This window comes from Xanthomonas nasturtii (genome assembly GCF_023337365.3).
GTDB lineage: Bacteria > Pseudomonadota > Gammaproteobacteria > Xanthomonadales > Xanthomonadaceae > Xanthomonas > Xanthomonas nasturtii.
Genome location: NZ_CP142084.2, coordinates 4047369 through 4060086 on the forward strand (window position 1 = coordinate 4047369; position 12718 = coordinate 4060086).

At 63.6% G+C, this 12718-nt stretch carries 14 protein-coding genes and 1 other RNA gene; 2 read left to right on the plus strand and 13 right to left on the minus strand.

What is annotated here, in order from left to right; translation table 11 throughout:
* Window positions 1-31 precede the first annotated feature (31 nt).
* Window positions 32-108: non-coding RNA, sX9 sRNA (locus M3O59_RS17585), on the minus strand.
* Between the two features lie 104 nt (window positions 109-212).
* On the opposite strand from M3O59_RS17585, the gene M3O59_RS17590 reads away from it, so the two are divergent.
* The gene (locus M3O59_RS17590) at window positions 213-596 is read left to right on the plus strand and encodes a GtrA family protein (RefSeq protein ID WP_116906353.1); all 384 of its coding nucleotides are present in this window, start codon (window positions 213-215) and stop codon (window positions 594-596) included.
* A 189-nt stretch (window positions 597-785) separates the two neighbouring features.
* Here M3O59_RS17590 and M3O59_RS17595 read toward each other — a convergent pair whose 3' ends face one another.
* The 10 genes from M3O59_RS17595 to M3O59_RS17640 all read right to left on the minus strand — a co-directional run bounded on the left by M3O59_RS17595 (window position 786) and on the right by M3O59_RS17640 (window position 9035).
* On the minus strand, window positions 786-1355 hold the full coding sequence (locus M3O59_RS17595; RefSeq protein WP_064635081.1) for a chorismate mutase: 570 nt from the start codon (window positions 1353-1355) through the stop codon (window positions 786-788).
* 237 nt (window positions 1356-1592) lie between these two features.
* Window positions 1593-2015 carry a F0F1 ATP synthase subunit epsilon gene (locus M3O59_RS17600; RefSeq protein ID WP_064635079.1) on the minus strand — a complete coding sequence of 141 codons (423 nt, stop codon included), beginning with the start codon at window positions 2013-2015 and terminating at the stop codon, window positions 1593-1595.
* A gap of 137 nt (window positions 2016-2152) precedes the next feature.
* Window positions 2153-3559 (minus strand): F0F1 ATP synthase subunit beta, encoded by a 1407-nt coding sequence (atpD, locus tag M3O59_RS17605; protein ID WP_116906352.1) that lies wholly within the window; start codon window positions 3557-3559, stop codon window positions 2153-2155.
* 144 nt (window positions 3560-3703) lie between these two features.
* On the minus strand, window positions 3704-4567 hold the full coding sequence (gene atpG / locus M3O59_RS17610) for a F0F1 ATP synthase subunit gamma (protein WP_008571039.1): 864 nt from the start codon (window positions 4565-4567) through the stop codon (window positions 3704-3706).
* Window positions 4568-4757: 190 nt separating this feature from the next.
* Window positions 4758-6305, minus strand: a complete 1548-nt coding sequence (gene atpA / locus M3O59_RS17615) for a F0F1 ATP synthase subunit alpha (RefSeq protein WP_116906351.1) — start codon at window positions 6303-6305, stop codon at window positions 4758-4760.
* Window positions 6306-6352: 47 nt separating this feature from the next.
* Window positions 6353-6880: a F0F1 ATP synthase subunit delta gene (locus M3O59_RS17620; protein ID WP_064635075.1), complete on the minus strand. Its 528-nt coding sequence runs from the start codon at window positions 6878-6880 to the stop codon at window positions 6353-6355.
* A 3-nt stretch (window positions 6881-6883) separates the two neighbouring features.
* Window positions 6884-7354, minus strand: coding sequence for a F0F1 ATP synthase subunit B (locus M3O59_RS17625; protein ID WP_016901014.1), 471 nt, complete (start codon window positions 7352-7354; stop codon window positions 6884-6886).
* Between the two features lie 114 nt (window positions 7355-7468).
* On the minus strand, window positions 7469-7771 hold the full coding sequence (gene atpE / locus M3O59_RS17630; RefSeq protein ID WP_002814105.1) for a F0F1 ATP synthase subunit C: 303 nt from the start codon (window positions 7769-7771) through the stop codon (window positions 7469-7471).
* Between the two features lie 72 nt (window positions 7772-7843).
* Window positions 7844-8644 carry a F0F1 ATP synthase subunit A gene (gene atpB, locus M3O59_RS17635; protein ID WP_064635073.1) on the minus strand — a complete coding sequence of 267 codons (801 nt, stop codon included), beginning with the start codon at window positions 8642-8644 and terminating at the stop codon, window positions 7844-7846.
* Window positions 8645-8669: 25 nt separating this feature from the next.
* Complete coding sequence (locus M3O59_RS17640) at window positions 8670-9035, minus strand: hypothetical protein (protein WP_095522480.1); 366 nt, start codon at window positions 9033-9035, stop codon at window positions 8670-8672.
* A 531-nt stretch (window positions 9036-9566) separates the two neighbouring features.
* On the opposite strand from M3O59_RS17640, the gene M3O59_RS17645 reads away from it, so the two are divergent.
* On the plus strand, window positions 9567-10379 hold the full coding sequence (locus tag M3O59_RS17645) for a hypothetical protein (protein WP_064635071.1): 813 nt from the start codon (window positions 9567-9569) through the stop codon (window positions 10377-10379).
* 130 nt (window positions 10380-10509) lie between these two features.
* Here M3O59_RS17645 and M3O59_RS17650 read toward each other — a convergent pair whose 3' ends face one another.
* On the minus strand, window positions 10510-10797 hold the full coding sequence (locus tag M3O59_RS17650; protein WP_116906350.1) for a hypothetical protein: 288 nt from the start codon (window positions 10795-10797) through the stop codon (window positions 10510-10512).
* Between the two features lie 62 nt (window positions 10798-10859).
* Entirely contained in the window at window positions 10860-12710 is a 1851-nt protein-coding gene (lpdA, locus tag M3O59_RS17655; RefSeq protein ID WP_116906365.1) for a dihydrolipoyl dehydrogenase, read from the minus strand.
* Window positions 12711-12718 lie beyond the last annotated feature (8 nt).

Genomic DNA, 12718 nt, shown 5'->3' on the forward strand with positions numbered 1-12718 from the left:
GTCTGCGGCGGCAGCGTTTGCGCGTCACTGCGGCTGACAACACCTGGCGAGCAGTGTTCAGGCGGGCGTGGACGGCGTGCTCATCACCGGCGTGTGCGCGTGGTACATGCCGCACCGATCACCGGCCGCGCCTGCCTGGCAGCGAACGCGGTTGTTTGGTTGGCTGCGCTCAGTGCGGCTAGGATGGGCGCCCCTTCTTCGCTCACACACGCATGAGTCTGTTCCGCCAAGGCAGCCAGTTCATGATGATTGGCGCCCTGCAGCTGGCCGTGGATTGCGGCATCTTCATTGTCGCCACTGCCGCAGGCATGCCTGCGGTGCCCGCCAATCTGCTTGGACGCATCAGCGGCGCCATGCTCGGCTTCTGGCTCAATGGCCGCTACACCTTCGCCCAGCAAGGCGATGCGCGACTGGGCTGGCAACGCTTCCGCCGCTTTGCGCTGATGTGGCTGGCGCTCACGCTGATCAGCACCTGGCTGCTGTCGACAACGGTGGATCTGCTCGGCCTGCGCCAGGCCTGGCTGGCGAAACCACTGGTCGAAGGCGGGCTGGCGGTGGTGTCGTTCTTCCTCGGCCGGCATGTGGTGTACCGCTGAGCAAGGCATGCGCAGGCCGCGCGCCCTCGACCCACGCAGTGGTTGATCTGGACGCCTGACGATGTCCACCAAAACGGCCGACAGCACCGCCGCACTCACCACCAGGCGAGCGCTCGCTACGGTTTGGTCAGCCGCGCTCTAGCTCACGACAGCGAGCGGGGCATCGCAGACCACACCCACTGCAGCAGATCAGTGGCAAAAGTCGCCCAGGCTGCGTAGCAGCGCCGCGCGATGCAACGCGTCCAGCTGCCATTGCGTGGCGTAATGCGCCGCTGCACGCGCGGTACTGGCCGGGCAGTCGGGCGCGCTGCGCGCTGACGCAACCTCGGCCAGCGCATCGAGCAGTTCGCCCTGCAGTTGATCCAGGCGTGTGCGCAGCGCGGTGAGATCCGGACGGGCGGTGTCTGGCGCGCGCCCGCGTTCGTGCCAGTGGTGCAGCAACGCGTACTGCACCGATTTGTTGGCTTCGATCTGCGCACCAAAAAAACGCGCCGCATCGTCGGCATCCAGCCCACGCGCCGGCGCCTGGTCGCGCACGCTTTGCAGCACCGCCGCCTCGCGCGCCTGATCCAGCACCGGCTTGCCGCTGTCCCACTTGCTCAACGCAACCGCATCGCCAATGGCGTTGCGCTGCACGATGCGATCCAGTAACCGCTCCAGCGGCGGCTGGCTACGTGCCGGAAGTGCACAGCCCAGCAGCGCGGCGGCCAGCAGGCCGGTCACCATGTAAGCGCGAATGCCATCGATCGAACGGGTCATACCGTGTTCCTCAACGTGCCTGGGCAAGCGTGCCACGCCCCACCGCCGGGCATGTGCGCCAAGCCACGCAGTGTGCCTGCCGCGCGCTGCGGCCAATTCGCGGAGCCGCCGGCGAATCTCCAAAAACGAAAACGCCGACACAGGGTCGGCGTTTCGACGTTCTTTATCTGCAAGTGATCTTGCAGCTGCTTGCGGTGCGCGCCCCATCAACAGGCTGCGCAATCGACAGGCAATCGCTCAGTGCTTGAGGTTACGACGCAAGCGCTCCAGCGCCTGCAGCTGAACCGTCGCCTCGGCCAGCTGACGCTGTGCCTGGGCCACGTCCACCGTGTCGCCACGGTTGGCCAGCAGCCGCTCGGCTTCTTCCTTGACCTTGCGCACGGCCGCCTCGTCGATGTCCTGCGCACGCACCGCGGTGTCGACCAGGATGGTCACCACCTGCGGCTGCACTTCCAGGATGCCCCCGGAAATGGCGAAGTCCAGCTGTTCGCCGCTGGCGGTGGTCACCACCACCTTGCCCGGCTTCAGGCGCGTGATCAGCGGCGCGTGCTTGGGCGCAATGCCCAGCTCGCCCAACTCGCCGGTGGCCACGACCAGCGTCGCCTCACCGTGGAAGATTTCCTTCTCGGCGCTGACGATGTCGCAACGGATAGTGCTCATGCTGCCTCACGTTGTGAGGCGGGGATTGGGGATTCGGGATTCGGGATTAGCAACCGCAGCTTTCGCTGTGACCACTCACCTCGTTCCCGCACCCAGCTCACCCGCCGTACCTAATCCCGAATGCCAAATCCCGGCTGTTACGCCTTGGCGCTTATCTTGTTGGCTTTTTCGACCGCTTCTTCGATGCTGCCGACCATGTAGAACGCCTGCTCCGGCAGGTGGTCGTATTCGCCGTCGCAGATCGCCTTGAAGCCGCGGATGGTGTCCTTCAGCGAGACGTACTTGCCCGGCGAGCCGGTGAACACTTCGGCCACGTGGAAGGGCTGGCTGAAGAAGCGCTCGATCTTGCGTGCGCGCGACACCGACTGCTTGTCTTCTTCGCTCAGCTCGTCCATGCCCAGGATCGCGATGATGTCCTTCAGTTCCTTGTACTTCTGCAAGGTCTGCTGCACGCGCTGGGCGGTGTCGTAATGCTCGTGGCCGATCACCAGCGGGTCCATCTGGCGGCTGGTGGAATCCAGCGGATCCACGGCCGGGTAGATACCCAGCGAGGCGATGTTACGGCTCAGCGTGACGGTCGAATCCAGGTGGGCGAAGGTGGTCGCCGGCGACGGGTCGGTCAGGTCGTCCGCAGGCACGTACACGGCCTGGATCGAGGTGATCGAACCGCTCTTGGTCGAGGTGATGCGCTCCTGCAGCACGCCCATTTCTTCGGCCAGGGTCGGCTGGTAACCCACGGCCGACGGCATACGGCCGAGCAGCGCGGACACTTCGGTACCGGCCAGCGTGTAGCGGTAGATGTTGTCCACGAACAGCAGCACGTCCTTGCCCTTGCCGTTTTCGTCCTTCTCGTCGCGGAAATACTCGGCCATGGTCAGACCGGTCAGGGCGACGCGCAGACGGTTGCCCGGCGGCTCGTTCATCTGGCCGTACACCATCGCGACCTTGTCCAGCACGTTGGAGTCTTTCATCTCGTGGTAGAAGTCGTTGCCCTCACGGGTACGCTCGCCCACGCCGGCAAACACGGACAAGCCGCTGTGCGCCTTGGCGATGTTGTTGATCAGTTCCATCATGTTGACGGTCTTGCCGACGCCGGCGCCGCCGAACAGGCCCACCTTGCCGCCCTTGGCGAACGGGCACATCAGGTCGATGACCTTGATGCCGGTTTCCAGCAGTTCGGTGCTGGAGGACTGGTCTTCATACGACGGCGCGGCGCGGTGGATTTCCCAATGGTCCGAAGCCTGCACGTCGCCGGCTTCGTCGATCGGGCGACCCAGCACGTCCATGATGCGGCCCAGCGTCCCGGCGCCGACCGGCACCGAAATCGCGCGCTCGGTGTTGGTGGCCAGCAGGTTGCGCTTCAGGCCGTCGGTGGAGCCGAGCGCAATCGTGCGCACCACGCCATCGCCGAGCTGCTGCTGCACTTCCAGGGTGATTTCGGTGCCTTCGACCTTCAACGCGTGATAGACCTTCGGCACTTCATGGCGCTGGAATTCGACGTCGACGACCGCGCCGATGATCTGAACGATCTTGCCCTGACTCATTTTGCTGCTCCGGTTAGCTTTGTTCTGTCCGAGTGGCCGATGCCATCTCGTGGAATTTTGTGATTTGGGATTCGTGATTGGGGATTCGCAAGGGCGCGATTCGCTGCGCTCCAACCAATCCCGAATCCCCAATCCCGGCGGTACTTAGACGGCGGCCGCGCCGCTGACGATTTCCGAAATTTCCTGGGTGATCGCCGCCTGACGTGCCTTGTTATAGACCAGTTGCAGGGTGCCGATCATCTTGTTGGCGTTGTCGCTGGCGGCCTTCATCGCCACCATGCGCGCGGCATGTTCGGAGGCCACGTTTTCCAGCACGGCCTGGTACACCAGCGACTCGATGTAACGCGTCATCACATGCTCCAGCACGGTCGCGGCATCGGGTTCGTACAGGTAGTCCCAATCGTGGTGGGCCACCTTGTGCTCGGCGGCCGGCAGCGGCAGCAGTTGGTCGAAGCTGGCCTTCTGCGTCATCGTGTTCACGAAGCGGTTGTAGACCAGATACACACGGTCCACCTTGCCCTCGATGAAGGCATCGATCATCACCTTGATCACGCCGATCAGCTGTTCCACCTGCGGGCTGTCGCCCAGGTGGGTCACGCTGCCGACCATGTTGACCTTGATGCGACGGAAGAACGCCGAGGCCTTCTGCCCGATGGTCACCACGTCGATCTCGGCGCCGGTGTCCTGCCACGGGCGCACTTCGCCCAGCATCTTGCGGAACAGGTTGTTGTTCAGGCCGCCGGCCAGGCCGCGGTCGGAAGAGATCACGATGTAACCGACCCGCTTGACCTGCTCACGCTCGACCAGGAACGGATGCTGGAAATCGGTGCTGGCCTGTGCCAGATGCCCGATCACCTGCTTCATGGCCTGCGCATACGGACGCGAGGTCTTCATGCGCTCTTGCGCCTTGCGGATCTTGGAGGCCGAGACCATTTCGAGCGCGCGCGTCACCTTGCGGGTGTTCTGCACGCTCTTGATCTTGGTTTTGATTTCGCGTCCGCCTGCCATTGCTCGCTCGCTTCGCTCGTGGGATTCGGGATTGGTGATTCGGGATTGGCCAAAGCCCCCGACGTCACCTCACCTGCAAATCCCGAAATACTGAATCTGGAGATCCAACGTGGTGATCGGGGGCCTTCCAGCCCTCAGATCACCGCTACAACGAATCCCGAATGCCCAATCCCAAATCCCGGTGACTGACTTACCAGCTACCCGTGGTCTTGAACTCTTCGATGCCCTTCTTGAAGCTGGCTTCGATGTCGTTGTCCCAACTGCCGGTGCTGTTGATCTTGCTGACCAACTCGCCCTGGGTGTTGGCGAAGTGCGCGTGCAGGCCTTCTTCGAACGCCAGCAGCTTGTTGACCGGCACTTCATCGAGGTAACCCTCGTTGACCGCGTAGATCGACAGCGCCTGGTTGGCGATGGACATCGGCGCGTACTGCTTCTGCTTCATCAGCTCGGTGACGCGCTGACCGCGCTCGAGCTGCTTGCGGGTGGCTTCGTCCAGGTCCGAGGCGAACTGCGCGAACGCGGCCAGCTCACGGTACTGCGCCAGCGAGATACGGATGCCGCCGGACAGCTTCTTGATGATCTTGGTCTGGGCCGCACCACCGACGCGCGACACCGAGATACCGGCGTTCACGGCCGGACGGATACCGGCATTGAACAGGTCGGTTTCCAGGAAGATCTGGCCGTCGGTGATCGAGATCACGTTGGTCGGCACGAAGGCAGAAACGTCGCCGGCCTGCGTTTCGATGATCGGCAGCGCGGTCAGCGAGCCGGTCTTGCCGGTCACCGCACCGTTGGTAAACTTTTCCACGTATTCCTCGGACACGCGTGCAGCGCGCTCGAGCAGGCGGGAGTGCAGATAGAACACGTCGCCCGGATAGGCCTCGCGGCCCGGCGGGCGCTTGAGCAGCAGCGAGATCTGGCGGTAAGCCACGGCCTGCTTGGACAGATCGTCGTACACGATCAGGGCGTCTTCGCCGCGGTCCATGAAGTACTCGCCCATGGTGCAGCCGGCATACGGGCTGATGTACTGCATCGCGGCCGATTCGGACGCGGTCGCAGCCACCACCACGGTGTGCGCCAGCGCGCCGTTTTCTTCGAGCTTGCGCACGATGTTGGCAACGGTCGAGGCCTTCTGGCCGATCGCCACGTACACGCACTTGATGCCGGTGCCCTTCTGGTTGATCACCGCATCGATCGCCAGCGCGGTCTTGCCGGTCTGACGGTCGCCGATGACCAGCTCGCGCTGGCCACGGCCGATCGGGATCATCGCATCGACAGACTTGTAACCGGTCTGCACCGGCTGGTCGACCGACTTGCGCCAGATCACGCCGGGCGCAACGCGCTCCACTGGTGCGGTCTGGGTGGCGCCCAGCGGGCCCTTGCCGTCGATCGGCTCGCCCAGTGCGTTGACCACGCGACCCAGCAGTTCCGGACCCACCGGCACTTCCAGGATGCGGCCGGTGGTCTTGGCCACGTCGCCTTCGCGCAGGTTTTCGTAATCGCCCAGCACCACGGCGCCGACCGAATCGCGCTCCAAGTTCAGTGCAAGCGCGAACGTGTTGTTCGGCAGTTCGATCATTTCGCCCTGCATCACGTCGGCCAGGCCGAAGATGCGCACGATGCCGTCGGACACGCTGGTCACGGAGCCTTCGTTGCGCGACTCTGCGGACAGCTTGACCGCTTCGATGCGGGTCTTGATCAGGTCGCTGATTTCGGAGGGGTTGAGCGTGGTTGCCATCGTTCAGTCCTAGGTGCCGGCCGCGAGGGCCATGCGTTTATGTGAATTCAGTGGGCGAGCGAGCTTTGCAGACGCGCAAGCTTGCCCTTCAGCGAGCCGTCGATGACCACGTCGCCGGTGTCGATCACCGCGCCGCCGATCAGCGACGCATCGACTGCCGTGGTGATGTCCACTTCGCGGCCGAAGCGCTTCTTCAGCGCAGCAGCGATCGTGTCCAGTTCGGTCTGGCTCATTGCAGCGGCCGAGGTCACCGTCGCCTTGACGACGTGTTCGGCATCGGCGCGCAGTTGTTCGTACAGGCCTGCAACTTCCGGCAGCAGCGACAGCCGCTGCGCACCGGCAAGCACGCCGAGGAAACGCAGGTAGTCCTCGCCTGCCTGCGGCGGCGCCAGCAACGTCACCGCCTGTTCCTGGCGCAAGGCCGGGTTGAGCAGCAATGCGGCCACGCGCGGGTCGCCGGCCACCTGCGCCGAAAACGCCAGCGCATCGGACCAGGGCGCGAAGCTACCGCCCTCACGCGCGATCGCAAACGCCGCGCGGCCGTAGGGACGGGCAAGTGTGAGGGCCTGGCTCATCGCTTAAATCTCCGCCGCCAGCTCGTCGAGCAGCGCCTTGTGGGCGTTGGCATCGATTTCGCGCTTGAGCAGCTTTTCGGCGCCACTGACCGCCAGCACCGAGACCTGCTTGCGCAGTTCTTCACGTGCGCGGGTGGCAGATGCGTCGATTTCGGTCTGGGCCAGATCCTTCTGACGGTTGGCTTCGGCAATCGCCTCGTGCTTGGCCGCTTCGATGATCTGGTTGGCGCGCGCATGGGCCTGGTCGATGATCTCGTTGGCCTTGGTGCGTGCGTCTTTCAATGCTTCGTTGACCTTTTCCTGCGCCTGCGCCAGATCCTTCTGACTGCGATCGGCGGCAGCCAGACCTTCAGCGATCTTTTGCTGACGCTCTTCGATCGCCTGCAGCAGCGGAGGCCAGATTTTGGTCGCGACGATCCAGATCAGACCGGCGAAGGCCAACGCCTGGGCAAAGATGGTAAGAGTGATATCCATGGGTCGCTCAATCGCTGTTTAGGGGTGAAAGCGCCGCCGCAGTGGCGACGCTTTCCGACCTTCATCCGCGGATGCAACCGCCAAGGGCTGCATCCACATCCTGCTACCGCTGGATCAGCCGGCAGCCTGCGACAGACGCTCGATGAACACCTGGGCCAGCGGGTTGGCGAAGGCGAACAGCAGGCCGACCGCGACGCTGATGATGAACGCGGCGTCGATCAGGCCGGCGGTGATGAACATGCGGACCTGCAGCACCGGGATCAGTTCCGGCTGGCGCGCGGCCGATTCCAGGAACTTGCCAGCCATGATGGCCAGACCGAGGCCGGCACCCAGCGCGGCCAGGCCGATCATGATGCCGACGGCGAGGACGGTGGAGCTCTGGACTTGAGCGAGGTTGGTCAGGACGGCGAGGTACATGGTGATCTCCGAACGAAAGTTTCTAAGGGTGATGGATGAAGCGGAATGAAGCAGATGAAGGGTGACGCAAACTCAGTGACTGTCTTCGGCCAGGCTCAGATACACGATCGACAGCATCATGAAGATGAAGGCCTGCAGCGGAATCACCAGCAGGTGGAACAGCATCCAGCCGAGGCCGAATACGCCGCCAGCGACCATGCCGGCGATGCCCGCACCGCCCAGCACCCAGATCAGCAGAAAGACGATCTCGCCGCCGAACATGTTGCCGAACAGTCGCATCGCCAACGAAATCGGCTTGCTCAGCCACTCGACGATGTTCAGAAGCAGGTTGAACGGCATCATCCACTTGCCGAACGGCGCCGTGAGGAATTCCTTGGTCATGCCGCCCACGCCCTTGGAGCGCAGCGAGAACACGATCATCAGGAAGAACACGCTGATCGACATGCCCAAGGTGGCGTTGACGTCGGCGGTCGGCACCGGCTTCCAGGCGTGGATACCGGCCCAGCCCAGCGGAATGGCGATGAAGTCGGCCGGGATCATCTTGATGAGGTTCATCAACAGGATCCAGAAGAAGATGGTGATCGCGATCGGCGTCACCAGCTTGCTGCTGCCGTGATAGGTGTCCTTGGCCTGGCGGTCGACGAACTCCAGGCAGATTTCCACGAATGCCTGCCACTTACCCGGCACGCCGGCCGTGGCATTGCGGGTCGCAGTCCAGAACGCCAGCACCATGACCAGGCCCATCAACACGGCCATGACCAGGGTGTCGACGTGAATGGTCCAAAACGTACCGCCACCATCGCGAACCGGAACGACCAGGTTCTGCAAGTGATGCTGGATGTAGGAGGTAGGGGTTGCTGCCTCGCCCGCCATGTGTCTGGAGCCCTTTAAGTTCGAATCAACGCCTGGCCAGAGCCAGAACCTGAAAAATCAACCCGATGGCGATACCCGCCAACAGAGCCAGAGGAGGCAGCCGCCACAGGGCAAAGCCCAACGACAACGCCGCAAATACCAACACCCACTTCAACACCATCGCCAGGATCAGCCGCACCATGGCGATGCCCGCTGCCTGGATACCGCCCCCCAGGGCGGTACGTGCCGCGACCCAACCACCCAGCACCGTCGCAAACCCGGTCAGTGCCAGACCGGCAGAGTAACGGGGCCCGACCAACAGCAACCCCAGACTGGTTATAGCTACAGCGGCAAGCGGATATACCGCAGCGCGCAGCATCAACCGCCGACCCGCGTCAACGGAGTTCAGCACTACGGTTACCTTACGTGTGAATGAGTGGGAAGCGCAGTTGCGCCTCGTCGAGCCGCGGAATTATAGCAATGGGACAAATTGCGAGACAACCGGCAGAGACCATCACTTGTTGCAATGCACCACGTCGCCGCTGTCGCAGCGAAGGGAACTTTGCCACAAACCGGCGGTCATAGCGTACGAGGCCTGCAAATCCTCGTCGAAAGGTACCGCCGCAGGCTGCGTCTGGGAGCCCTGGGAGACCGGGGCTCATGCTTTTTAAGCACTTTGTCGCACCCTGCGACCTTCCCATCAGCGGTCCAATCGCCGCCCTCGCGACTTGCGGGAGGTTTCGCCACTTCGTCTGGCGCGCCCTGAATGCGCATGATTCGACCAAAGGACTAGAGCAGCAGCAAAGTGGGCCGTTTTGTCCGATTGCTATGCCGGCCTTCACAGGCATTCGACAGCTCCTTCACTTTTGAACGACGCTATCTTATCGATCATGGGCCGCACAGGCCGAACTGCCTGACCATTCTTGAGAATTCGGAGCTCCCCATGAAACACCTTCTCGCACTGGCCATTCCGTGCGTCCTGGCTGCCGCCTACGCCGCGCCCGCGCATGCCGAAGATACCGATGACCGTTTCCAGCTCCGTCTCGGCGCGATGAATGTCGACAACGACAACACCATCCGTGGCAACACGCTGGTGGCCGGCAACAACGTTTCGGTCAATGAAGACTTCAAGCTCGGCGGCAAGGAATGGGAGCCGCGTATCGATGGCGTGTTTCGCATCAGCACCCGTCAGCGCCTGATCTTCGACTACTTCAAGTACGACAAGGATCGCCGTGAGACCCTGACCCAGGATCTGAGCGGCGGCGGCGTGACCGTGCCGACCGGCAGCTTCATCAAAGGTGAGTTGAAGTACCAGGTTGCCACCCTGGTGTACGACTACTCGGTGATCGATTCGCCGGAATTCAGCCTGGGCCTGCAGATCGGTGCCGAGTACGCCAAGGTCGAAGCCAATGCGTATGCCGACCTGGGCAGTGTGTTCAGTGGCGACGTGCTGGACGAGAAGGCCGACGGCGTGGCGCCGGTGGTCGGTATCCGCTTCACCGCACGTCCGAGTGAGCATTGGCTGTTCAACGTGCAGGGCCAGTACCTCAATACCAGCTGGGGCAACTTCGACGATTACGACGGCGACCTGAGCCGTGCCAACGCAATTGCCGAATACCGCTTGACCAAGAACTTCGGCTTGTTCGCCGGCTACGACTGGTTCAAGCTCGACGTCGACCAGCGCGGCAGCGATGGCCTGATCGGCCTGAAGCAGGAGTTCAAGGGCCCGGTGGCAGGCGTGACGTTAGCGTTCTGATTCTTCCGGGACCCGTGACCCGAAAAAGCAGCCTTATGCAGAACCCCGCAGCGATGCGGGGTTCTGTCGTTTTACGGATGCATGGCAAGTAGCCGACGCGGCTGCAGCCCATGGCAGCAGCGGACACAGCTCAGGGCGGCTTGGTCGCACCCGCGACCAACAGATGCTGGTGCGTGGTGCAGTAGCACTCGTCGTGCCAACCATAGTGCGGATCGGTGCAGATTGCATGCTGCACCGTTGCCGGCAGCGACGCCACGTGGCTGCGCAAGTCGCGCTTCAGCGAGACGAACACCGAGCCCGGATGTGGCCAGTCGGTTCGCTGCGGCGGCTCGGCGATACGGTTGCCACAGGCCAGTTCGCGCTGCAGCAGCGCCTGCAGTTCAGGACACAGATTGCCCAGCCCCATGACGAGCTCCATGTGTCGACTCGCCACCGCGGCGACCGCACCACACGTGGCAGCACGGCCGTGCGGAACGGCGCTTACTTCTTCTTCGGGATATACAGGTCGGTGATGGTGCCGTCGTAGACCTCGGCCGCCATGCCGACCGATTCGCTCAGGGTCGGATGCGCGTGGATGGTGTGGCCGATGTCTTCGGCTTCGGCGCCCATCTCGATGGCCAAGCCGATCTCGGCTAGCAGATCACCGGCATGCACGCCGACGATGGCGCCACCGATCACGCGATGCGTTTCTTCGTCGAAGATCAGCTTGGTGAAGCCTTCGGTGCGGCCAATGCCGATTGCGCGGCCACTGGCAGCCCACGGGAACTTGGCCACGCCAACCTTCAGGCCCTTGGCCTTGGCTTCGGTTTCGGTGACGCCGACCCAGGCGATTTCCGGGTTGGTGTAGGCGACCGACGGAATCACCCGCGCCACCCATTCCCGGCCTTTGCCAGGAACGCCCTCGCCGGCAGCCACTTCGGCGGCCAGCTTGCCTTCGTGGGTGGCCTTATGCGCCAGCATCGGGTTACCGACGATGTCGCCGATGGCGAAGATATGCGGCACGTTGGTACGCATCTGCCGATCGGCCGGGATGAAGCCGCGCTCGGTGACGGTGACGCCGGCCTTGTCGGCGCCGATCTTCTTGCCGTTGGGCGTGCGGCCTACAGCGACCAGCACGCGATCGTAGGCGGTGGCCTGCAGACCCGGCTTTTCGCCCTCCACCGCCGCTTCGAACGACACCGTGATGCCGCTGGCGTCGGCGGTGACGTCGGTGGCCTTGGTCTTGAGATGGACCTCCACGCCCTGCTTCTTCAGGCGATCGGCCAGCGGCTTGACCAGGTCCTTGTCGGCGCCCGGCATCAGCTGGTCCATGAACTCGACCACGGTGACCTTGCTGCCGAGCGCGCTGTACACCGTGGCCATTTCCAGGCCGATGATGCCGCCGCCGACCACCAGCAGGGTCTTGGGAATGTCGTGCAGCTCCAGCGCGTCGGTGGAGTCCATCACGCGCTTGTCGTCCCACGGGAAGTTGGGCAGCTTCACCGCCTGCGAGCCGGCCGCGATGATGCAGTGCTCGAAACGCAACAGCTGGGTGGTGCCGTCGTCGCCGACGATCTCCAGCTCGTTGGGCGAGACGAAGCTGGCCACACCGGTGACGGTGCGCACCTTGCGCTGCTTGGCCATGCTGGCCAGACCGCCGGTGAGCTTGCCGACCACTTTTTCCTTGTACTCGCGCAGCTTGTCCAGGGTGATCCTGGGCTGGCCGAAGTCCACGCCGAAATCGCCGGCATGCGCCACTTCATCAATTACCGCGGCCGCATGCAGCAATGCCTTGGACGGGATGCAGCCCACGTTGAGGCAGACGCCGCCGAGGCTGGCATAGCGCTCGATCAGCACCGTGTCCAGGCCCAGGTCGGCGGCGCGGAACGCGGCCGTGTAGCCACCGGGGCCGGCGCCGAGCACCACCATCTTGCATTCGATGTCGGCCGGCTTGCCGCTGGCCAGCGCCGGCTTGGAAGCCACCGGTTCGGCCGGGGCGCGATGCGACGGCGTCACCGGCGGCTTGCTGCCGGGGGCGGCGGCCGCCGCGGGGGCAGCAGCAGGCGCAGCGGCCTTGGTCTCGGCCTTGGCAGGTGCAGGCGCGGCGGCCTCGCCTTCGGTCTCGAGCAGCAGCACGACCGCACCTTCGGAAAGGCTGTCGCCGACCTTGATCTTTAGCTCCTTGACGACACCGGCTGCCGAGGACGGCACTTCCAGCGTGGCCTTGTCCGACTCCAGCGTTACCAGGCCCTGATCCTTGACCACGCTGTCGCCGACGGCGACCAGCACTTCGATGACGGGGACATCGCTGTAATCGCCGATGTCGGGAACCTTGATTTCAATGACCGCCATTTGCTTCT